Source organism: Microbispora rosea (assembly GCF_044460045.1).
Lineage (GTDB): Bacteria > Actinomycetota > Actinomycetes > Streptosporangiales > Streptosporangiaceae > Microbispora > Microbispora rosea.
On sequence record NZ_JBITJO010000003.1, the window covers coordinates 122,009 to 142,564 of the forward strand.

Consider the following 20,556-nt stretch of genomic DNA (forward strand, 5'->3'; position numbering starts at 1 on the left):
GGGCCGGAAACGCGGAAGCCTGGGCGGCCGCGACGACCGCCCAGGACTCCCTCAGCGTGCTATCAGCCGCAGATCAGGCTGAGGCTGCTGTTCTCGTGCGGGGTGCAGGCCAGCAGGCTCAGGTTGCTGCCGCCGCCACCGCCGCCGGTGTGGCCGCCGGGAACCTCGAGGTTCTGGAGGTCGAGAAGCGCCATCTGGATCATCTCCTTGTATGGGTTTCATCAGCCGGGGATGAGGCTGAAGATCATGTTCACGGGAGGGTCTCAGCCGCAGATGATGCTGAGGCTGCTGTTCTCGTGCGGGGTGCACCCGAGCAGGCTCAGGTTGCTGCCGCCGCCACCGCCACCGCTGTGGCCGCCGGGGGCCTCGAGGGTCTGCAGGTCGAGGAGCGCCATTGTGCGTTCACCTCCTTCCGGGGCTGGTCGGGACGTTCGACCCGGCGGCGGTGCGCAGGGGCCCCTGCGCCTTGGACCGTCCGGGGGGCTCGAGGAACGGGAGACTGACCGGCTCGTCGTGCAGCGCGGCGCCGAGCGCGAGCAGCACGCCGGCGCTCCCTGTGGCGAGATCCATGGACAGCCGGAGCAACTGGGCTCCGGGGAAGGCCAGCCCGCCCTGGTGGGGAAGCTCGTGCCAGGCCAGCCGGGCGATCTGCGCCGCGGCGGCCTCGGGGTCGGGGTGCGAGCCGGACGACAGGCAGGCGATCATGCCGGCCCGGCCCGCGAACAGCCCCGACTGGACGTAGTAGTGCAGCGTCGTGACCGGCCGGATGGCGGCCAGCGACTCGGCGAAGGTCTCGTCGTGCCGGTGGGTCAGGTAGCGGTCCAGCACCAGGCCGATGCCGGCCGACCCCTCGTCGAGGTAGGGGTTGGTCCGCCAGCCCTGCTGCACCTGGAGCTGGCCGTCCTCGCGGCCGACGCACCGGCGCAGGTCCTGCCACAGCGCGATGGCCGCGAGGTCGAGCAGGCCGGGGTCGCCGGTGCGCTCGTAGGCGTGCAGGAACATCAGGGCGGGTCCCGAGGAGCCGTACATCAGCCCCGCGTGCGGATGCCTCCCGCCGCTGATCTCGGGCACGTCGTCCGGGCCGCCGAGCCGGTCGGCCACCAGCGCCACGACACGCGCGGCCCGCTCGCGGAACTCCGGCTCGCCGGTCACGTCGTGCAGGTGCATCAGGGCGAGGGCGATGCCGGGCAGGCCGCGGTAGAGGCTCAGGTCCAGCCCCTCCGGGAGCTCCCGGCCGCAGCGCCGCGCCACGTCGAGCGCCTCCTCGCGGCGGCCGAGCGCCTCCAGCGCGTACGCCACCCCGTGCAGCCCGTTGTAGAAACCGGGCCCGATGCCGGGTCTGGCGGCCTGCCTGATCAGCCACTCCTCGTGCTCGGGGAAGCGCCCCGCCCCGGTCGCCGCCAGCGCGTACAGGACGCCCGCCGCGCCGTTGGCGAGGTTCACCCCGCCGCCGGGCTCGAACTGGACGATGTCGCCGGGGAACAGCCGGTCCTCGCGGTCCGGCGTCGCCGAGGCGAGGATCGCCTTCGCCAGCGCCTCCCGGAGGGCGGGCCAGCCCTGGGTGAGCCGGCCCGGCCGGGGGAGCCGGCTCGGCTCCGGCGCGGGCGGGTCCTGCCCCAGGATCGTCCGTACGGCTCCCTGGATCAGCGCCGGCGGCACCGGGAACGTCTCGACGATCAGCCGGCCGAGCTGGGCGGCCTTGGGCCGGTTGAGCTGCAGCAGCATGGTGGTCATCGGGGCGAACACACCCAGGTGCAGGCAGGCCAGCGCGTACTCGTCGGCCTCGACGCCGGCCAGCTCGCGCGGCGGCACGAAGCCGGGATTGGCGAGCGTGGGCCGCCTGCGCTCCTCGACCGGGGAGGAGACCTCGAAGTCGATCAGAACCACGCGGTCGCCGTCCACGCCGCCTTCCACCAGGATGTTGAAGGGGTGCAGGTCGCCGAACACCACGCCGCGCCCGTGCAGCGCCGAGACCGCGGCCCGCACCTTGGCGAGCATCCCGATGGCCCACTCGGCGTAGTCCGCGTCCAGCTCGGGGGTGCGGTCGGCCCGAGTGAGGGGGTGCTTCTGGGCGATGAGCTGGCTGAGCGAGGTGCCGTCGACGTACTCCTGCACCAGGAAGTGGTGCTCGCCGACCGTGAAGTAGTCGCGCAGCGCCGGCACGACGTCGAGACCGGCAAGACGCTCCATGATCGCGGCCTCGTGGCGCAGGCGGGTGACGGCGTCGCGTCCCTCGACGTCGAGCCCGGCGTGCGGGCGGGCCTCCTTGAGCACCACCTTCTCGCCGGTGCGACTGTCGCGCCCCAGGTAGACGCCGCCGCCGTTGGAGAAGTGCAGGACGCCCTCCACCGCGTACGGCACGCCTTCGAGCGTCACCGCGTTGCGCGCGGCCAGGTGGGGTTCGAGGAACGCCGGGAGGGTCACCCAGGAGGGCAGGGCGAACGCGGGACCGCGCACGTCGGGGACGAGCTTGCCGGCGGCGTTCTCGATCGCCAGCACCCGCTCCCCGTTGTCGTCGAGGCAGTGGCGCTCGGCGAACCCGCCGTAGCGGACGAACAGGGGTCCTTCGCCGTAACGCAGGTCGCTGAGGATGTACGGGCCCTCGACGCCGTCGAGGATCTCGGCGAGCTCCTTGAGCGTCAGCTCAAGCTGGGCCTCGTCGACGGGATAGATGGTGACCAGCTTGCCGCTCGACCCGCGGAAGGCGTACTTGGAGTTCTGCATCGTCATCACGCGCCGGCCGCGCAGGAACTTGAAGGCCAGCCCGCGGGGCACGCAGTAGTCCCAGGCCGCCGCGATCACCCGCTCCGCCTCCGGCACGGAGGAGGAGATGTGGATCTTCCAGCCCTGCGTGGGCAGGGCCGCGCCGGCCGGCGCGTAGTGCAGCCAGGTCTCGCTCTCGGCGTGCGCCCACCCGTCGGGAGTGGGCCGGGCGGCGATGGCGAAGTCGGGGTGCTCCGCGCGCTTGGTGTCGAGCGTGTCGTAGAACAAGGGATCTGCGAGGCAGTAAATCTCGTACTTACTAATCACCAGATGTCCCCTCAGGCCGGTCACATCAAAGAATTCCGGAAATAAAGAGAAGGGCCAAGTTACGCCCGTCAACTGCGCTATGTGAAATCTGCACGTAACGAACCGTGACGCAGTCATGGGTCGGCGATGATGCTTTTCATGGCGGTCGTCGGGAGGACGAACGGACTATTCGGTCAAGGGGCTGGTCAAACGCGCGACGCCGCCGCGGCGGGCCGGCCGGGGGCGCGCGGCGGGCCGCGTACGGGTGAGGGGGCCGGGGGCCGGGCAGTGCCCGACGCGCCTGCGCGTGGCCTGCGGGCGCGCACAGAGGTATGAGGCCCGCTATGTGAGGCCGCTGGGTGAGACCCGTGGATGGCATCCCGGGAGCCGGGCCGCCCAGCCGGTGAGCAGGGCCGGTGAGCGCGGCCGGTGAACGCGGCCGGCGTCTAGCGGCGGTCCCCGCTCCTGCGGGGGATCTCGGCGATGAGGCGGAACCAGCCGTCCGGGTCGAGGACCGTTCCCACGACGCCGTCGAGCGCCGCCGCCCTGGTGCGGAGGTTGTCCAGTCCGCTGCCGTCGCCGGGCGGTGTGGAGGGGTCGACGCCGTCGTTGGCGACGGTGAGCGTCGCCATGCCGCCCCGCACGACGATCTCGATCGTGCACAGGGTCGCCCTGCTGTGCCGCAGGACGTTGGTCACCGCCTCCCGCACCATGATCGCGAACACGGCGCTCACCTCGTCGCCCGGCTCCGCCTCGGTGACATCGACCTTGCAGTCGGTGCCGTACGCCCGGAGCACGGCGCGCGCGTTGGCCAGTTCCGAGGTGAGCGAGACGTCACGGAAGGAGCGGGTCACGTTGCGGATGTCGGCGGACGCCTGGCGGATCGACTGCACCACGTCGGCCAGGGCCGGTCGCAGGGGGCTGTCGTCGTCCGCGAGCCGGTAGGCGAGCTCGCTGCGCAGGGTGGCCAGCCACAGGCGGCTGCTCACGAGGTCGTGCACATCGCGGCCGAACTGCTCGCGCGCTTCGGCCGCCGCCTGCCGCGCGGCCTCGGCCTGCATGGCGCGCAGCCGGCGCAGGCGCGTCGCGAGGACGGCCAGCGCGGCGATCGGGAGCGTACCGAGCAGGGCTAGCAGGGTGAGCAGGACGATGTGCGGCACGTGGGGCAAGTGACGACCCTCCAGTCATCCTTGCCGTAACATCGGCCTCGCCATTCGGTACACACACCAGATCTTTGCATACCGGTCACGAAATATGGCTACTTTGTCATTCTCGAAGTAGGTTCTATTACTGCCGCGTATAGGAGTCTCCGGGGCGTCCTAAAAACGGGCATTCATGAATTGTGAATCCGGCTGTAACAATTCAGGGGTGCTGTACCGGTTTCGCATGGAAGGCGCGGGATCGCGGAAGTCACGGGGTCGCAGGAGGTGCCGCGCTCAGGCGAGCGACCGCACCGCCGCCCCGAACACCGCGGGCAGGCGCCTCGCGGCGGGCACGATCATCCGGGCGGCGGGAGGATGCCGCCTGGCCCCCACCAGCGCGGCCGTCAGCAGGCGGGACCGCCACGACAGGCGCCGCCAGGCGGTCTCGTACTCCTCGGGGCGGCCCGCCCGCAGGCACGCGACCAGGGCGCGGGCCGACAGCAGCGCGAGCGAGATCCCCTCGCCGGTGAGCGCGTCGACGTAGCCGGCGGCGTCGCCGACGAGCAGCACCCGTCCGGCCACCCGCCGCCGCACCCGCTGGCGCAGCGGCCCGGCCCCGCGCACGGGGGTGGCGGGAGGGCCGTCCAGCCGGGCGAGCAGGTCGGGGAACCGCGCCAGGTGCTCGTCGTAGGTCCGCCGCTCGCTGCTCAGCACGGCCACGCCGATCAGGTCGTCGCCCACCGGCGTGACGTACGCCTCGCCGCCGGCCGCCCAGTGCACCTCCACGAAGTCCGTCCACGGCTCGACCCGGTAGTGGCGGCGCTGGCCGTACCTGCGGGGGCCGCAGGAAGGCAGGTCGAGCCCGAGCCGCGCCCTGATCGGCGAGTGGAGCCCGTCGGCCGCGACCAGCCACCGCGCGCCCAGTTCGCGGCCATACCGTTCCAGGCCCCGGGACTCCGGGCCACGCCCTTCCCGGCTACGCCCTTCAGGGCCACGCCCTTCCCGGCCGCGCGCCCCCGGCCCGCGCAGTTCTGGGTCACTCAGTTCCGGGTCACTCAGTTCCGGGTCGCACAGCTTCGGGTCGCACAGCTCCGGGCCGCCCGTCACGCGGGCGCGCACGCCCTCACCGGTGGCGTGCACCGCGTCCACCCGGCCGGGCACCACGCGGACGCCGAGGTCCCTGGCGCGGAGGGCGAGCGCGGTGTGCAGGGCCGTGCGGCGCAGGCCCAGCCCGGGACCGTCCCGGAACTCCGCCTGCACCCGGTGCGGCCCGTCGACATAGCGGATGCCGCGGAACGGCCTGCCGTCCGGCACCGCCACCCCGAGATCCGCCAGCGCGGCGGCGCCGGTGGGCATCAGGCCCTCCCCGCACGCCTTGTCGACCGGGCCGGTCCGCGGCTCGACGACGACCGTCTCCATTCCGGCCAGCGCCGCGTTGATGGCCGTGGCCAGCCCGGCGGGCCCGCCGCCGGCGACCAGCAGGTCGATCACGCCGCGGTCTCCGCCCCGGCGCCGGGCGCGGCCGAGCCGGTGGCCGCGGTGGCGAGGGCGGCGTTCTCACAGCGCAGGCGTACGGCCATGAGCGGCACGTTGAGCAGGGTGAAGACCAGCGCGGTCAGCCAGGCGGAGTGCACGAGCGGCAGCGCCGCGCCCTCCACCGCCACCGCGACGTAGTTGGGGTGGCGCAGCCACCCGAACCGGTACGGCCCGCGCCGCACGAGCGGGAGACCGGGCACGACGATGACCTGGGTGTTCCACTGAGGGCCGAGCGTGATGACGCACCACCACCGCAGTCCCTGCGCGGCCAGGACCAGCCCGAGCATCGGCCAGCCCAGGCCGGGGACGAACGGCCGGTCCGCCAGCCACACTTCCAGCAGGCATCCGGCCAGCAGGCCGGTGTGCAGGGCGACCATCCAGGGATAGTGGCCCTTGCCGTACATCACGCCGCCCCGGCCGAGGCTCCAGCGGGCGTTGCGGCGCGCGACGACCAGTTCGGCGAGGCGCTCCGCCGCGACGAGCGCGATGAGCAGCACATACCAGGGCGACACGGGCGACACGGCTCCTCCCTACCAGCGCAGCAGGACGAGTTCGGAGCAGAACCCCGGGCCCATCGCCAGCAGCAGGCCCGGCGTGCCCGGCGGCGGGGGCCGCAGGGCGAGGGTGTCGCGCAGCACGTGCAGCACGGAGGCCGACGACAGGTTTCCGTTGGCGGCGAGGGAACGCCAGGTGAGGTCGAGCGCGCCGTCCGGGAGCGCGAGCGTCTCCGCGACGGCCTCCAGGACCTTGGGGCCGCCGGAGTGGCAGACCCAGGCGGTGACGTCGTCCGCGGCCAGGCCGTGGTCGCCGAGGAACCCCTGCACGTCGTCGCCCAGATAGGCGCGGACCATCTCGGGCACCCCGGCGTCCAGCACGATCCGGAAGCCGCTGTCGCGGACGTCCCAGCCCATCACGCGTTCGGATCCGGGGTACAGGCGGCTGCGCGTCCCCACCACCGCGGGCCCCGCCGCGTCCGCCCGTGGCGGCTCCCGTTCGTCCCCGTACGCGACCACGGCGGCGGCGCCGTCCCCGAACAGGGCGCCCGCCACGAGGTTGGCCGTGGAGGTGTCGTCGCGCTGCAACGTGAGGGAGCACAGCTCGACCGAGAGCAGCACCGCGACGTGGCCGGGCCAGCCGCGCAGGTAGTCGTGCAGCCGGGCGATCCCCGCCGCTCCCGCCACGCACCCGAGGCCGAACACCGGCACCCGCTTCACGTCCGGGCGGAACCCGATCCGGTTGGCTAATCGCGCGTCAAGCGACGGCGCGGCGACCCCGGTCACCGAGGTGCACATGATCATGTCGACGTCCGCAGGGGTGAGGCCGGCCGCGTCCAAAGCCCCCGTGACGGCCTGCGCGCCCAGGTCGAGCGCGGCCTCGATGAACAGGTCGTTGGCCGCGCCGAAGCCGTCGAGTTTGCCGTACTGGTCGAGCGGCAGCACCAGGTTGCGGTGCTCAACCCGGGCGCCGGCGTGCAGCCGGTCGAGAAGCCGGCGATCGGCGCCCGGCGGGAGGCAGACCCGCGCCAGCGCGTCCGCGATCTCCGCCTGCGAGTGGCGATGCGGGGGAACGACACCATGGACGGCCGCGATCCGCGTCATCTCACATCCTTGTGCAGGCGAAAACCCTGATAAATCCCTCCTGCCCGTTAACGGGCCGCTGCATGCCTTCAGGGGTGGATCGTGATCTGTTTCAGAGATGCCCGGTTACGCTCGCAATCGTGACCGGTTCACGGGAACTGCCCGACGACGCGGCGGCCGACGGCGGCGCGGGTGCCGCCGTGCCGGTTCGGGGCGTGCGTCACGCGGGCTCCGCCCCGGCGGGCATCGCGGGCGAGGCGGCGGCCGGGGTGGCGCGTACGGCGGCCGGGCTGGCCCGGGCATGTCACCCGGGCCCGGCGGTGGCGGTGACGACCCTGGTCACGGTGCTCGTGGCGGTCGCCGGGTGGGGCCCGGCGGGGACGGCGCTGACGGCTCTCGCCGTGCTGACCGGCCAGCTGTCCGTGGGCTGGTGCAACGACGCCGTGGACGCCGCCAGGGACGCCGCGGCCGGCCGGACGTCCAAGCCGATCGTGGCGGGCCTGGTGTCCGCGCGTACGGTGCGCGTCGCGGCGTTCGCCGCGCTGGCGGCCTGCGTGCCGCTCTCGCTGGCCTGCGGCCTGGTGGCGGGGGCGACGCACCTGGTCGCCGTCGCCGCGGCCTGGGTCTACAACCTGTGGCTCAAGGGCACGGCGGCCTCGTGGGCGCCGTACGCGGCCGGGTTCGGCGCGGTGCCGGTGTTCGTGGCGGCCGGAACGCCGCGCCACGACCTCCCGGTCTCACCGCCGGCCTGGTGGGCCGTGCTCGCCGCGGCGCTGCTCGGCTGCGCGGCGCACCTCGCGAACGTGCTGCCCGACATCGAGACCGACGTCGCGACGGGAGTGCGGGGCTGGCCGCAGCGTCTCGGCCCCGCCCGGGTGCGGGTTCTCCTGCCGCTGCCGTTGCTGGCCGCGTCGGCGCTGCTGGTGGTCGCGCCTCCGGGACCGGCGGGTCCGGTCCGATGGCTCGCGCTCGCCGGAGTGGCCGCGTGCGCCGCGGCCGGTCTGCTGCTCGCCCGGCGCGTGCCCGTGGCGCCCTTCGCCGCCGCGATCGGCGCCGCAGGGATCGACGTCCTGCTGCTGGCCGCCACGCCGGGCGTCGTCACCGGAGGCTGAGGCCTGCGGGCGCCCGCAGGGATCATCTGCGGGATCACCTGCGGGGGAGGAACAGTCCCAGCGCCACGGCCGCGATCGGCACCACGCAGAGGACAGTGAAGACGCCCTGCGGGCCGTACGCCTCCGCCGTGACGCCGAACACCGGCGCGGCGAGCCCGCCGACGCTCACGGCGAGCCCGAGCGTGACGCCGGCCGCGGTGCCCGGCCGGTTCGGCAGGTAGTCCTGGCCCAGCTTCACCAGCACGGCGAACGGGATGTTGATCGCGATGCCCGCGAGCACGGCGAACAGCAGCGGCAGGGAGGGCCCCGGGAGCAGGCGCAGCCCGGCGAGCGCGGGTATGGCGAGCAGACCGCCGATCTGCACGGTCCGCACGAGTCCGATCCGGTCGGCGAGGCGCCCCCCGATCAGGGTGCCCGCGACCCCGCCGACCAGGAAGCAGGCCAGGGCCGCGCCCGCGAGGCCGCGCCCGGCCTCCAGATGCCTGATCCAGAACAGCTCGATGAAGGTGAGCACGCCGAAGAACGTCACCGACCTGACGACCTCGATGCCGGTGAGGACCATGAACGGCGCCCACCTGTCGGTGCCCGCGCGCGTGCCCGCCACGGCGGCCCGGGCCGAGGGCCGGTTCCTGAGCAGCGCGAACGCGACGAGCAGGGCCGGCGGGATGAACAGGACCGTGGCGCCGACGCCCATCGCGATGAGGGCGGGCGTGGCCAGCACCGGCGCGAGGAAGAAGCCGACGCTCCCGCCCGCCGCGAAGACGCTCATGGCCGTGGCGCTGTCTCCCGCCGTCTCCCTGGCCCCCTTGCCCGCCGCCGGATGGAACATGGCCACGCCGAGCCCGGACAGCAGGACGAGGGCCCAGACCGCGGGGTACGGCTCCACCAGCCCGGACAGGCCGAGGCCGAGCCCGGCCAGCGCGACACCGGCGGCGGCCATCCAGCCCAGGCGGAAACGGTCGACCGCCAGGCCGATGAACGGCTGCGGAATCGAACTGCCCAGGGCCGCGGCCAGCGTCAGCCCGGAGGCCGCCACGTAGCCGTAGTGCCGGTCGAGCACGAAATAGGGCACGCAGGCCGGCACCAGTCCCTGGTAGAGGTCGTCGACGGCGTGCGCGGCCGCCCACAGCCACATGCGCCGCCACGCGGACGTCGCGCGCGCCGCCGAAGCCTGAACGGATGTCTGTGTCACTGATCGTCTCCTTGAGAGGCTCCGTCGAGCATCACGGACGACCCCGTCGGCGAACTAGCGATACTCTGCCGAGTCATGTCGGCGCCCCGCCAACCCGCCTGCCAACCCGCCCGCCAACCCGCGCGCCAACCCGCCGGCGGCGGCGCGTCCCGCGTGCCGCTGGCCCACCGCGAGCGCATCGACTGGCACGACCACGCCTCGCACCAGCTCATCCACCCGCACCGCGGGGTGCTGCGGATCTCGACCCCGATCGGCGACTGGGTGGTGCCGCCGCACCGGGGCGTGTGGATACCGGCAGGGGTCGCGCACGCGCACGAGGCGTACGGGCCGACCGAGATGCGGGCGCTGGTCTTCGACCCGTGGGTCAACCCGCTGCGGCTGGACCGGCCCACGGTCCTGGCGATCACGCCGCTGCTACGGGAGGTGGTGGTCGCCCTGACCGGCGACGACGAGCCGACCGCGAGCCAGCGGGCCAACCTGGAACGCGTGCTGCTCGACCAGCTCCGCAAGGTCGAGGCGCTGCCGCTGTGCCTGCCGACGCCGTCCGACCCCCGGCTGCGCGACGTGGCCGCGATCCTCGAGGCGGATCCGGCGGACGGCCGGACGCTCGCCGAGCTGGGCGCGGTGGTGGGCGCCTCCGAGCGCACGCTCAGCAGGCTGTTCCGCGCGGAGACCGGCATGAGCTTCCCGCAGTGGCGCACCCAGCTGCGGCTGCACCGCGCGCTGATCCTGCTGGCCGGCGGCCGGTCGGTGACCTCGACGGCCGCCGCCTGCGGCTACAGCGGCCCCAGCGCGTTCATCCAGTCGTTCAAGCACGCCTTCGGCACGACCCCGCACGCGTACGTGCGCGGGTGAGGCGGCCGGCTACGGCCGGGTGAGCACCACGTAGCCGGCCTCCCGGAACACCACCCGGTAGCCCCGCGCCCGCAGGGCCTCGACCCGTGCGACCTGCGCGCGGAGCGAGCCGAAGGGGAACGTCCTGGCCCCCACGTCGGCGGCGACCCACGGCGCCCCGCGCGGCGTGCGGTCCCACAGCAGGGTCCGCGTACGCGGCGACAGGGCCGGGGCGAGGGACCCGGCCGCCTCGACCAGCACGCCGTCGGGCACGGCCGCGACGGCGCGTCCGGCCGCGCGGGTCCGGGCGGTCTCGGCGTAGAAGGAGGGGGTGAACAGCGCGCCGAACGAGAAGAACGGCACGAGCGCGACCGAGGTGGCGAGCACGAGCAGCGCCCATGCCCGCACGAGCCTTCCGGCCCGTTCCGGGAAACGGGCGGCCACCCGCAGCGCCCCGTCGATCCCGGCGGCGAAGACGATCGCGACGACGAAGGCCGTGTAGTGGTATCGCGGCGTCCACCAGTTGGGGTAGGTGCTGGCGAGCAGCCGTTCCAGCAGCGGCGGCAGCAGGGCCAGGCCCAGCGGGGACAGCACGGCGGTGAACAGCACGGGAGCGAGCGTCAGCACGAGCGTGCGCAGCTTCAGCGGCGGATCGGCGAGCAGCGCGACGACGTCGCCGGGCCGCGTGACCGCGTGCACCGCGGCACGGCGCAGATCCGGGCCCAGCGTCCAGTACGCCCAGTAGTAGCCGGCCCTGCCGCCGAAGTGCGGGATGAGGACCCGCGTCGCCACCAGCGTCGCGGCGAGGCCGACGGCGACGAGCAGCGCGCCCAGCCACCGGTCGCGGGGGCGGGACAGGAGGAACAGCCCGAACCCCGCGAGCAGCAGGCCCATGTCCTCCTTCACCAGCAGGAGTGCCAGCCCCGCGAGGACCGCGGCCCCCCTGCGCCCGGCCTGGTGACGCTCCAGCATGGCCGCCGTGAGCAGCGGCGCGAACGCCACCTCGTGGAAGTCGAAGGCCACGGCCTCGGTGATCGGCCACGACAGGGCGTAGGCGACCGCGACCGGATAGGCGACGCGCCGCCCCGCCGTGCCCGCCGAAACCATGTCCGCCGAAACCGTGACCGCCGAGGAGGCGCGGAAGGCGTACGCCCACACCAGCGGGATCGACAGCGCAAGCAGCACGGCCTGCGCGACGAGCAGGGTCGCCGGCCCGTCGTGGATCCAGTAGAGCGGCGCCAGCAGCGCGAGCGCCGGAGACCAGTGGTCGCCGAGCACGCAGAACCCCGGCCCGAAGCCGTTGTGCACGCCCTTCAGCATCGAGACCGGTGCCTGGAGACGCGCGTACGACCGGATCGCCTGGTCGAAGATCACCAGGTCGTACGCGCCCGCCCGGAACCGCGCCAGCGTCACGCACGAGTAGAACGCGTAGAGCGCCGCCGCCACGACGGTGAGGGCCGAGACGCGGACGAGGTCCCTGCGGGGCAGCCTCCCGGTGACGAGGTTCGGTGTGACGAGGTTCGCGGCGAGGCCGTTCCCGCCGACGGGGTCGCCGCGCCGCGCCCGCCACCGTCGTGCGACCGTCCGTGCGGCCGCGCGCGCGATCCCCGCCATCCGTCCCGTTCGCTTCCGCCTGCTCCCTGCGGCAGCCTATCCGTGCAGGTGCGGCGCGGCCGGGAACCGGCGCGTGACCGGCGGACGTGCCGTGCCGGGACGGCCGGCACGGCGAGCCTTGCCCTGGGTTCAGCTCAGGACCGAGAACCAGCGGCCGGCCTCGGTCCACACCTCCGCAGGGCGGAAGCCGGTGCGCGCGGCGAGCGGCCCGATGTCGGACACGCTGACCCGCGCCCAGGCGAACCAGCCGGTGACCCTGCCCTCCCTGCGCAGCCGCACCCGTTCCGCACGGGTCGCGGCGCCGGGCGGATCCAGCTCGGCGACGACCTCGCCTCCGGGACGCAGCAGCTCGCGGACCCGGCGCAGCAGGGCGTCGGGGTCGCCGCCGATGCCGATGTTGCCGTCGGCGAGCAGCACCGTGCCCCAGCGGCCGGCGCCGGGCACGTGGCCGAACACGTCACGGCAGAGGGCGCGCCCCCCGGCCAGGCGGGTGAGGCGGACGGCCCGGGGGGTGACGTCGATGCCGAGCGCCCGCACCCCGCGCCTGGTCAGCGCCACGGTCAGCCGCCCCGGTCCCGAGCCCACGTCGAGTGTGGGGTCGGCGCAGCGGGCCAGCATGGCCTCGTCCCCCTCGGCGTCGTGGAGCCAGCGCCACGCCTCCAGTGGCCACGTGCCGCCGTCGGCCGACTCGACCTCGACCCGCGCGCCGTCCAGCGACTCGGCGTAGAGGGGGCCGATCACGCCGGGATGTCCGCGCCGAGGGCCGCCAGCGTCGCCGCGAACCGCGAGGAGGGGATCCGCGCGGCCACCGCGCGCGCGTCCGCGGCGGTGTCCACGTCGGTCAGCTCGGGCAGCAGGGCGGCCCGCACGCCCGCGGCACGGATCCGCTCCATCAGCAGCGCCCCCGTGTCGGGCCGGGACATCGGCAGCCCGGCCAGCAGGGCGGGGTCGGGCGTGCGCTGCCCGAGCAGCCAGAACCCGCCGTCGGCGGCCGGGCCGACCACGACCTCGTGCCCGTCCAGCAGCCGTCCCGCCTCGGCCAGCAGTGCGGGGGTGACCTGAGGGGTGTCCATGCCGATCAGCACGACCGGGACCGGAAGGGCCGTCCACGCGTCGGCGAAGGCGGCGGCCAGCCGTGCGGCCAGGTCGTCTCCCCGCTGGGCGACCACGTCGTACCCCGCGGGCAGCCAGGGCCCCGGCTCGCCGAGCAGGGCCAGCACCCGCCGCGCGGCCGGGGCGGCGGCGACGGCCGACAGCGTGTCGCGCAGCGCCGACTCCGCGAGCGCGGCGGCCTCCCGCGCGGTGAAGGCCGGCGTGAGCCGGGTCTTCACGGTCCCCGGCACGGGCGCCTTGGCGATGACGACGAGCTGCGCCGCGGTCCCGCTCGTGGCCGGCGTCACGCCGCCCGCCACATGTCGCGCACCGTACGCACGGTGCCGCGGACGGTCCCCGTCACCTTCGAGTGGCCCACCCGAGGCAGGTAGTCGACGTCGACCTCGCCGATGCGCCAGCCCGCCTCGCTCGCCCGCAGCACCATCTCCAGCGGGTAGCCGAACCGCCGGTCCCGCAGGCCCAGGGCCAGCAGCGCCGTACGGCGGGCCGCGCGCATCGGGCCGAGGTCGTGCAGCGGCGCGCCGGTGCGGCGGCGCAGCCGCCAGGCGAGCACCCGGTTGCCCAGCCGGGCGTGCGCGGGCCACGCCGACGCGGTGACGGGCCTACGCCGGCCCAGCACCAGGTCGGCGGCGCCGCTCACCACCCCCTCCGCGACGTACGGGATCTGCCGCGGGTCCAGGGAGGCGTCGGCGTCCATGAAACACACGACGGGGGCGGTCGCGGCCTCCAGGCCCGCGTGGCACGCGGCGCCGAAGCCCGGCCTGGGCTCGCTCACCACGAGCGCGCCGTGCCGGGCGGCGACCTCGGCCGACCCGTCGGTGGATCCGTTGTCCACCACGATGGCGCGGCAGCCGTCCGGCATGCGGCCGAGCACCCAGGGCAGCGCCGCCGCCTCGTCGAGGCAGGGAAGCACCACATCGATCTGCATGTCGCAGAAGCTAGAGCCGCGGGGGCCGCCGAGTTCTTACGAAGTGACTACGGGGCGCCCGGAGGGCGTGGACGGCTTCCCCGGCCCGCCTACGGTGGCGGTCGTGAGAGCACGGCAGGGGGCGTCGGCGGCAGAGCAGGGAGCGTCGGCGGCAAGTCAGGGAGCGCCTGCGGCACGGCAGGGAGCACCTGCGGCAAGTCAGGGAGCGCCAGCGGAACGGCAGGGAGCGTCAGCGGCAGAGCGGGGGGCGCCTGCGGTGCGACGACGGGCACTCACGGCACGGCAGCGGGCGCTGGCCGGATGGGCCGTCCTGGTGGCGGGCGCGTTCGCGGTGGGCGGCCTGCTGCACGCCCACGGGGTGCTGCGCATCGACCACCTCCCGCCGCTGCACGCGCTGGCGCGCCTGCCCACGCCCGCGCTGCTTCCGGCCGTGGCCTTCGCCGCGGTCGCGGTCCCCGTGCTGCCCCGGCTGACGGCGCATCTGCCGATGCGCGCGGCGCTGGCGGCGGCCTTCGCCGCGTCGCTCGCGTGGACGGTCCTGCTGGCGGTGTCGGGGGAGGGGCTGGCGTGGCCGTTCACCCACCCGCAGGAATACCTGGCCGGGCTCGGGGCCGTGGGGGACGACCCCCTCGGCTGGCTCGCCGGGTTCACCCGGGACCTGCCGGCCTATCCCACGCACGTACGCGGCCATCCGCCGCTGCCGGTGCTGGTGCTGTGGGCGCTGGCGGCCGCCGGGCTGCCCGGGCCGTTCTGGGCCGCCGTCCTCGTGGTCGTGACGGGGTGCTCGGCCACGGCCGCGATCGGCCTGACCGTGTGGCGCGTCGCGGGGGAGGACGCGGCCCGGCGCGTGCTGCCCTACCTCGCCCTGTGCCCGGCGGCGGTGTGGATCGCTACGACCATGGACGCGTTCTTCGCGGGCGTGGGGGCGTGGGGGACGGCGCTGCTGGTGCTCGGGGCGCGGAGCCGGGCGGGCCGGGTGACGCTCGGCCTCGGCGCGGGACTGGCCCTGGGCGCGCTGCCCTACCTCAGCTACGGCCTGGTGCCCTACCTGCTCGTCCCGCTCGTCGCGGCGGTCGCCGTGGGAGTGCCGCGGGCGACCGTGGTCGCCTGCCTGACCGGGATGGCCGCGGTGAGCGCCCTGTTCGCCGCCGGGGGGTTCTGGTGGCCGGCCGGTGTGCTCGCCACCCACGCCGAGTGGGCGGCCGACCCCGGCGCGGCCCGGCCGTACCTGTACTTCCTGGTCGCCAACCTGGCCGTGCTCGCCCTGGTGACGGGCCCGGCCGCCGCCGCCGGGCTCGTGGCGCCGGGACGGGCCCGCGACCGGATCCTGCCGCTGGCGGCGTTGGTCGCGGTGCTCGCCCTCGACGTCAGCGGCGTCACCAGGGGCGAGGTGGAGCGGATCTGGCTGCCGTTCGCCCTGTGGGTGGTGGCGGCGGCCGGGCGTGTGGGAGCCGGGGGTAAGGGAGCCGGGCGTGAGGGAGACCGCCGCCTGCTCGCCGCGCAGGCGGTGCTCGGCCTGCTGCTGCAGGGGTTCGTGAGATCTCCCTGGTGATTCAGCCGGCCGTCGCCAGCGGGGCGTGGGCGAACTCCCGCATGCCGTCGGCGAAGCGGATCCGCGCCCGGAAACCCAGGTCGGCCGCTGCGCGGTCCGGGGAGGCCACGATGTGCCGGACGTCGCCCAGCCGGTAGCGGCCGGTGACCTCGGGGGCCGGTCCGCCCCGCGCCGCGCTGAGCGCGTCCGCCAGGTCGCCGATCGTGTGGGGCTCGCCGCTGGCCACGTTGTACGCGCGGAGCCGGCCGGGCGGGGCGGACTCCAGCGCGTCCAGCGCCGCGAGGTTGGCCGCCGCGACGTCGCCGACGTGGACGAAGTCCCTGCGCTGGCCGCCGTCCTCGAACACCAGCGGCGCCCGCCCGGCCTCCAGCGCGGACCGGAAGATCGCGGCCACCCCCGAGTAGGGGGTGTCGCGCGGCATCCCCGGCCCGTACACGTTGTGATACCTCAGGGCGACCGCAACGCCGCCGGTCTCGCGGGCCCAGTTGGCGGCCAGGTGCTCCTGGGCGAGCTTGCTCGTGGCGTACGCGTTGCGCGGATCGGGCGGGACGTCCTCGTCCACGGTCCCCGGCGTCAACGGGCGCCCGCAGCGCGGGCACACCGGCTCGAACCGCCCGGCGGCCAGGTCCTCCTCGGCCCTGGGGCCGGGGCGCCGGCGGCCGTGTTCCGCGCAGTCGTAGACGCCCTCGCCGTAGATCACCATGGACGACGCCAGGACCAGCCGGGAGACCCCGTGCCGCGCCATCGCGGCGAGCAGCACCGCGGTCCCGAGCGCGTTGACCGACACGTACTCCGGCAGGTCGGACACGTCGACGCCGAGGCCGACCTTGGCCGCCTGGTGCACGACGGCGTCGGCGCCGTCGAGCGCGCGGCCGACGGCGTCCTCGTCCCGCACGTCACCCTGCGTGACGTCCACGCTGCCGCGCAGGTCGAAGCCCCGCACCTCGTGCCCGGCGTCGCGCAGCAGGGAGGCGACGCCGCTCCCGATGAAACCGGCCGCGCCGGTGACCACGATCTTCATCCCGCCACGCTAGCGACGGCCCGCCACGCTGAAAGTTTCAAGTTCCTTACGGGTCGACCGGCACGGATGCGAGCGGGCTTTGACGGGCCCGCCCCGGCGATCGATGATCCGGGCGATGTCGTCGGCGGATCGTCCCGGAGAGGTGGCTCGTGTCCAGACTGTCGTGGCCGGCCGCGTGGACCGCGGCGGGCGCCGTGGCCGCCGCGCTGCTGGCGGCCAACATCGCCGCGCCGCCCGTCCTCGCGACGAGTGTGTCGACGGCGTACGCCGCTTCCGCGGCCTCGGGCGAACCCACGCCGCAGCCGACGGCGAGCGGCCCGGCGGGGACGGACACCACGCCGCCCACGACGCCCGGTGAGGTGCGGGCCTGCCCGCCGCCGCTGCCCACGGGAGGCACGCCCCAGGGTGTGGTCGGCCTGTGCTGGACGGCGTCCGCAGACGACGTCGGCGTCACCGGCTACGAGGTCTACCGCCTCACCGCGGACGGCTTCGTCAGGGCGACCGCCCCCACGAGCACGGTGACCGTCGTCTCCGGCCTGACCATCGGCCGGACCTACACGTTCTACATCGTGGCCAAGGACGCCGCGGGCAACACCAGCAGGCCCACCGCGCCGTTCAGCACCTCGGCGGTCACCGGCATGTCCGTGTCGCCGAGCCCCGGCACGGGCGACACGACGCCGCCGACCAGGCCGACCGGGATGCAGGCCAACTGCCTGCCCGACTTCAAGGGGACGTCGTTCTGCTGGACCCCGTCGACCGACGACGTCGGGGTGACGGGCTACGACGTCTACCGGCGCACCGACACGGCCTGGATCCCGGTGGGCACCCCCATCAGCACGTACTTCACCGAGGGCAACCTCGTCACCGGCCAGTCGTACGTCTACTTCATGGTGGCGCAGGACGCCGCGGGCAACCTCAGCCTGCCGTCCGACCTGGTGACGGCCACGGCGTCGGGCGGCTACCCCACCTACACGCCGCCCCCGGTCAGCTGCAAGATCGAGTACACCGCGTGGTCGTGGAGCGGCGGCTTCTCCGCCAACGTGAAGATCATCAATTTGGGTCAGACACCGATGAACAACTGGACGCTGCGCCTCGTCCTCCCCGACGCGGGACAGAAGGTCGCCAGCGGCTGGTCGGCCACCTGGTCGCAGTCCGGCAAGGACGTCACCGCCGCGGCCATGCCGTGGAACTCGGTGATCCAGGGCGGCGCGTCGGTGCAGATCGGCTTCAACGGCACGCTCACGGGCGCCAATCCCGATCCCACCGGCTTCACGCTGAACGGCGGCACCTGCATCAGGGGCTGACCTCCGCCGCCCGTCCGGCCCCGGCCGGACGGGCGTCCGTCCGCCGTTTCCGGCGGACGGACGCGGGCAGTCAGGACATATGCCGCTGCTCGACACCACGCTGCTCCTGCTGCTCGAGGGCTACGCCTGGCTGCCGGCCCGCTGGCGGGAGACCCAGGGGGAGATGGTCCACACCCGGCTGATGGGCCAGCGCGCCGTCGTGCTGCGCGGGCCGGACGCCGTCCGCTTCTTCTACGACGACGACCACGTCCAGCGGGCTCCCGCGCTGCCCGAGCCGATCAAGAGCACGCTGTTCGGCCACGGCGCGGTGCACACGCTCGACCAGGCCGCGCACCGGGCGCGCAAGGGCATGTTCATGTCCCTGATGACGCCGGAAAGCGTCGCCGCCCTGGTCGGTGAGACCACCGCGGCCTGGGACGCGGCGGTGGCGACGTGGCCGGACAAAGGCCACGTCGTGCTCTTCGACGAGGCCGCCCGAGTCATCACCCGGGGGGCGTGCCGGTGGGCGGGCATCCCGCTCACCGAGGAGGAGACCGGGCCCCTCGCCGCCGACCTCGTCGCGATGGTCGACGGCTTCGGGTCGCCGGGCCCGCGGCACTGGCGGGCCCGCGCCGCCCGCAGGCGCCGCGAGGCGTGGCTGGCGGGACTGGTCGAGGACGTGCGGCGCGGGGCCCTGCGGGCGCCGGACTCCTCGGCGCTCGCCGTGGCCGCCCGCCACCGGGAGCCCGACGGGGAACTGCTCGCCCCCCGGATCGCCGCGGTCGAACTGCTCAACCTCGTGCGTCCCACCGTCGCCGTGAGTTGGTTCGTCACGTTCGCCGCGCACGCGCAGCACTGCTGGCCGGTCACCCGCGTCCGCCTGGCCGAGGACGCCGACGGCGCGTACGCGGAGGCGTTCGCGCATGAGGTGCGGCGCTTCTACCCCTTCGCGCCGTTCGTGGCGGGCAAGGCCGTCAAGGACCTCACCTGGAAGGGCGAGCAGATCCTGGCCGACTGGCTCGTGCTGCTCGACGTCTGGGGCCAGAACCACGACCCGGCGCTCTGGCCGAACCCCTGCGCGTTCGACCCGCGCCGCTTCATCGGACGCGAGATCGGCCCGTACGACCTGATCCCGCAGGGCGGGGGCGACCCGGCGACCGGTCACCGGTGCCCGGGCGAGCCGGTCGCCGTGGGCCTGCTGGAGGCCCTCGCGCCGCGGCTGGCCCGGCTGGACTACACCGTGCCGGAGCAGGACCTCACCATCTCGCCCTACCGGATTCCGGCCCGGGTGGCGAGCGGCTTCGTCCTGCTGCCGGCCGGGGCGGCCGCGCCCCCCGAGACGGCGGGGGCGAAACGACCGCGCCCGGCGGTTCACCCCTTGTAGTTGAAGACCTGGCGCAGCGTGTGCCGGACCTCCACGAGGTCCTTCTGGTCCGCCATCACCTGGTCGATCGGCTTGTACGCCTCGGGGTGCTCGTCGACCAGGGCGGCGGCCCGGTCGGAGTTCCAGGTCCGGCCGCGCATCGCCTCCCTGAGCGAGGCCGACGACAGCTCGCGCTTCGCCCGGCTCCTCGACATCCTGCGCCCCGCGCCGTGCGAGCAGGAGTTGTACGACAGCGGGTTGCCCCGCCCGCGCACGATGTAGGAGCGGGTGCCCATCGAGCCGGGGATCACGCCCTCGTCCCCGGTGTCCGCCTTGATCGCGCCCTTGCGGGTGATCCACAGCTCCTTGCCCTGATGGGTCTCCAACTGCGTGAAGTTGTGGTGGCAGTTGATCGTCCGGACCCGGGCGCCGGCGCCGGCCACGCGGAACAGCGCGTCGCCCAGCACCTTGTCCATCCGCGCCCGCGAGGCCATCGCGTAGCGCTGCGCCCACAGCATGTCCTCGATGTACGCCGTGAACTCCGCGGTGCCCTGGGTGAAGTAGGCGAGGTCGTAGTCCTCCATCCCGATTCCCAGGCTCCGCATGAGCCGCTTCGCGCCGTTGATGTGCGCGGTGGCGAGCTGGTTGCCGATCCCGCGCGAGCCGGAGTGCAGCACGGTCCACACCCGGTCGCGCTCGTCGAGGCAGACTTCCACGAAGTGGTTGCCCGAGCCGAGGGTCCCGAACTGGCAGGCGACGGTGTTCTCCTGCTTGGGCGTCAGGCCGGTGTGCGGCCGGCCCAGGTCGCCGAGCGCGCGGTCCACCGCCCGGTCGTCGTGCCCCTTGCCCACGCCCGCCGGGATGCGCCGCTCCACCAGCCGCATCAGCGGGTCGAGCGAGTCGGGCAGGTCGGCGGCCGTGAGCGTGGTCTCGGTCGCGACCATGCCGCAGCCGATGTCCACGCCGACGGCGGACGGGATGATCGCGCCCTCCGTCGGGATGACGGAGCCGACCGTCGCGCCGATGCCGACGTGCGCGTCCGGCATGAGCGCGACGTGACCTGGCACGAACGGCAGGCGCGCCGCCCGGGCGGCCTGGTCGATCGTCCCGTCGTCGATCTCGCTCGCCCAGGACAGCAGCTTCGGGGCGATGTGCTTCGGCATGGTGGAAACTCCTCCTTGGTCGAGATCCACTGTGCCGGGCGCCAGGCTGGAATCCCAACCGAATATCGCGGCGGAAAGTCGTTTGCCGCCCTACCCGCCCGTCGCCCATCATGCCGG

At 74.4% G+C, this 20,556-nt stretch carries 19 protein-coding genes; 5 read left to right on the forward strand and 14 right to left on the reverse strand.

The features are described 5' to 3' along the window. Positions 1 to 62: 62 nt before the first annotated feature. From ACIBK1_RS13005 to ACIBK1_RS13035, 7 genes are all read right to left on the reverse strand, one after another. Positions 63 to 194 (reverse strand): SapB/AmfS family lanthipeptide, encoded by a 132-nt coding sequence (locus ACIBK1_RS13005; RefSeq protein WP_156080858.1) that lies wholly within the window; start codon positions 192 to 194, stop codon positions 63 to 65. A gap of 69 nt (positions 195 to 263) precedes the next feature. Then, positions 264 to 395: a SapB/AmfS family lanthipeptide gene (locus tag ACIBK1_RS13010; RefSeq protein ID WP_142618893.1), complete on the reverse strand. Its 132-nt coding sequence runs from the start codon at positions 393 to 395 to the stop codon at positions 264 to 266. Positions 396 to 402: 7 nt separating this feature from the next. Continuing rightward, positions 403 to 3,030: a class III lanthionine synthetase LanKC gene (lanKC, locus tag ACIBK1_RS13015; RefSeq protein ID WP_396734604.1), complete on the reverse strand. Its 2,628-nt coding sequence runs from the start codon at positions 3,028 to 3,030 to the stop codon at positions 403 to 405. A 425-nt stretch (positions 3,031 to 3,455) separates the two neighbouring features. Then, positions 3,456 to 4,169 (reverse strand): sensor histidine kinase, encoded by a 714-nt coding sequence (locus ACIBK1_RS13020; RefSeq protein ID WP_051761537.1) that lies wholly within the window; start codon positions 4,167 to 4,169, stop codon positions 3,456 to 3,458. A 276-nt stretch (positions 4,170 to 4,445) separates the two neighbouring features. Continuing rightward, positions 4,446 to 5,642: an NAD(P)/FAD-dependent oxidoreductase gene (locus ACIBK1_RS13025; protein ID WP_396734607.1), complete on the reverse strand. Its 1,197-nt coding sequence runs from the start codon at positions 5,640 to 5,642 to the stop codon at positions 4,446 to 4,448. Beyond that, positions 5,639 to 6,208: an isoprenylcysteine carboxyl methyltransferase family protein gene (locus ACIBK1_RS13030; protein WP_396734610.1), complete on the reverse strand. Its 570-nt coding sequence runs from the start codon at positions 6,206 to 6,208 to the stop codon at positions 5,639 to 5,641. The genes ACIBK1_RS13025 and ACIBK1_RS13030 overlap by 4 nt, the downstream gene beginning before the upstream one ends. A 9-nt stretch (positions 6,209 to 6,217) precedes the next feature. After that, positions 6,218 to 7,285, reverse strand: coding sequence for a type III polyketide synthase (locus ACIBK1_RS13035; protein WP_030507250.1), 1,068 nt, complete (start codon positions 7,283 to 7,285; stop codon positions 6,218 to 6,220). Positions 7,286 to 7,404: 119 nt separating this feature from the next. On the opposite strand from ACIBK1_RS13035, the gene ACIBK1_RS13040 reads away from it, so the two are divergent. After that, complete coding sequence (locus ACIBK1_RS13040) at positions 7,405 to 8,376, forward strand: UbiA family prenyltransferase (protein ID WP_396734613.1); 972 nt, start codon at positions 7,405 to 7,407, stop codon at positions 8,374 to 8,376. A gap of 34 nt (positions 8,377 to 8,410) precedes the next feature. Here the strand turns inward: ACIBK1_RS13040 and ACIBK1_RS13045 are convergent, their stop codons facing one another. Next, a complete protein-coding gene (locus ACIBK1_RS13045; RefSeq protein ID WP_396734616.1) occupies positions 8,411 to 9,568 on the reverse strand; it encodes an MFS transporter in 1,158 nt (385 codons plus the stop codon). Between the two features lie 75 nt (positions 9,569 to 9,643). On the opposite strand from ACIBK1_RS13045, the gene ACIBK1_RS13050 reads away from it, so the two are divergent. After that, a complete protein-coding gene (locus ACIBK1_RS13050; protein WP_396734619.1) occupies positions 9,644 to 10,423 on the forward strand; it encodes an AraC family transcriptional regulator in 780 nt (259 codons plus the stop codon). A gap of 9 nt (positions 10,424 to 10,432) precedes the next feature. Here ACIBK1_RS13050 and ACIBK1_RS13055 read toward each other — a convergent pair whose 3' ends face one another. The 4 genes from ACIBK1_RS13055 to ACIBK1_RS13070 form a co-directional block, all read right to left on the reverse strand. Next, positions 10,433 to 12,016 (reverse strand): DUF2079 domain-containing protein, encoded by a 1,584-nt coding sequence (locus ACIBK1_RS13055; RefSeq protein ID WP_396734622.1) that lies wholly within the window; start codon positions 12,014 to 12,016, stop codon positions 10,433 to 10,435. 129 nt (positions 12,017 to 12,145) lie between these two features. Next, positions 12,146 to 12,757 (reverse strand): methyltransferase domain-containing protein, encoded by a 612-nt coding sequence (locus ACIBK1_RS13060; RefSeq protein WP_030507245.1) that lies wholly within the window; start codon positions 12,755 to 12,757, stop codon positions 12,146 to 12,148. Then, positions 12,754 to 13,416 carry a TIGR04282 family arsenosugar biosynthesis glycosyltransferase gene (locus ACIBK1_RS13065; protein WP_030507244.1) on the reverse strand — a complete coding sequence of 221 codons (663 nt, stop codon included), beginning with the start codon at positions 13,414 to 13,416 and terminating at the stop codon, positions 12,754 to 12,756. The genes ACIBK1_RS13060 and ACIBK1_RS13065 overlap by 4 nt, the downstream gene beginning before the upstream one ends. Next, positions 13,413 to 14,057, reverse strand: a complete 645-nt coding sequence (locus ACIBK1_RS13070; RefSeq protein ID WP_030507243.1) for a glycosyltransferase family 2 protein — start codon at positions 14,055 to 14,057, stop codon at positions 13,413 to 13,415. Before ACIBK1_RS13070 ends, ACIBK1_RS13065 begins: the two co-directional genes overlap by 4 nt. 256 nt (positions 14,058 to 14,313) lie before the next feature. On the opposite strand from ACIBK1_RS13070, the gene ACIBK1_RS13075 reads away from it, so the two are divergent. Then, on the forward strand, positions 14,314 to 15,609 hold the full coding sequence (locus ACIBK1_RS13075) for a hypothetical protein (RefSeq protein WP_051761535.1): 1,296 nt from the start codon (positions 14,314 to 14,316) through the stop codon (positions 15,607 to 15,609). Between the two features lies 1 nt (position 15,610). Here ACIBK1_RS13075 and ACIBK1_RS13080 read toward each other — a convergent pair whose 3' ends face one another. Further along, positions 15,611 to 16,630 (reverse strand): NAD-dependent epimerase/dehydratase family protein, encoded by a 1,020-nt coding sequence (locus ACIBK1_RS13080; protein WP_030507241.1) that lies wholly within the window; start codon positions 16,628 to 16,630, stop codon positions 15,611 to 15,613. Positions 16,631 to 16,779: 149 nt separating this feature from the next. Between ACIBK1_RS13080 and ACIBK1_RS13085 the strand changes: the two genes are divergently transcribed. Both ACIBK1_RS13085 and ACIBK1_RS13090 read left to right on the forward strand, forming a co-directional pair. Continuing rightward, complete coding sequence (locus ACIBK1_RS13085; RefSeq protein WP_030507240.1) at positions 16,780 to 17,934, forward strand: cellulose binding domain-containing protein; 1,155 nt, start codon at positions 16,780 to 16,782, stop codon at positions 17,932 to 17,934. Between the two features lie 79 nt (positions 17,935 to 18,013). Then, on the forward strand, positions 18,014 to 19,297 hold the full coding sequence (locus ACIBK1_RS13090; RefSeq protein WP_030507239.1) for a cytochrome P450: 1,284 nt from the start codon (positions 18,014 to 18,016) through the stop codon (positions 19,295 to 19,297). Here ACIBK1_RS13090 and ACIBK1_RS13095 read toward each other — a convergent pair. After that, the gene (locus ACIBK1_RS13095) at positions 19,285 to 20,439 is read right to left on the reverse strand and encodes an RtcB family protein (RefSeq protein WP_396734629.1); all 1,155 of its coding nucleotides are present in this window, start codon (positions 20,437 to 20,439) and stop codon (positions 19,285 to 19,287) included. The two genes, ACIBK1_RS13090 and ACIBK1_RS13095, sit on opposite strands and share 13 nt — an antisense overlap. Positions 20,440 to 20,556: the final 117 nt, after the last annotated feature.

What these genes read in the sequence shown, in the direction of transcription:
- ACIBK1_RS13005 (WP_156080858.1), bottom strand. Translation starts at nt 194, where the DNA reads ATGGCGCTTCTCGACCTCCAGAACCTCGAGGTTCCCGGCGGCCACACC.
- ACIBK1_RS13010 (WP_142618893.1), bottom strand. Translation starts at nt 395, where the DNA reads ATGGCGCTCCTCGACCTGCAGACCCTCGAGGCCCCCGGCGGCCACAGC.
- ACIBK1_RS13035 (WP_030507250.1), bottom strand. Translation starts at nt 7,285, where the DNA reads ATGACGCGGATCGCGGCCGTCCATGGTGTCGTTCCCCCGCATCGCCAC.
- ACIBK1_RS13050 (WP_396734619.1), top strand. Translation starts at nt 9,644, where the DNA reads ATGTCGGCGCCCCGCCAACCCGCCTGCCAACCCGCCCGCCAACCCGCG.
- ACIBK1_RS13055 (WP_396734622.1), bottom strand. Translation starts at nt 12,016, where the DNA reads ATGGCGGGGATCGCGCGCGCGGCCGCACGGACGGTCGCACGACGGTGG.
- ACIBK1_RS13070 (WP_030507243.1), bottom strand. Translation starts at nt 14,057, where the DNA reads ATGCAGATCGATGTGGTGCTTCCCTGCCTCGACGAGGCGGCGGCGCTG.
- ACIBK1_RS13080 (WP_030507241.1), bottom strand. Translation starts at nt 16,630, where the DNA reads ATGAAGATCGTGGTCACCGGCGCGGCCGGTTTCATCGGGAGCGGCGTC.
- ACIBK1_RS13090 (WP_030507239.1), top strand. Translation starts at nt 18,014, where the DNA reads ATGCCGCTGCTCGACACCACGCTGCTCCTGCTGCTCGAGGGCTACGCC.
- ACIBK1_RS13095 (WP_396734629.1), bottom strand. Translation starts at nt 20,439, where the DNA reads ATGCCGAAGCACATCGCCCCGAAGCTGCTGTCCTGGGCGAGCGAGATC.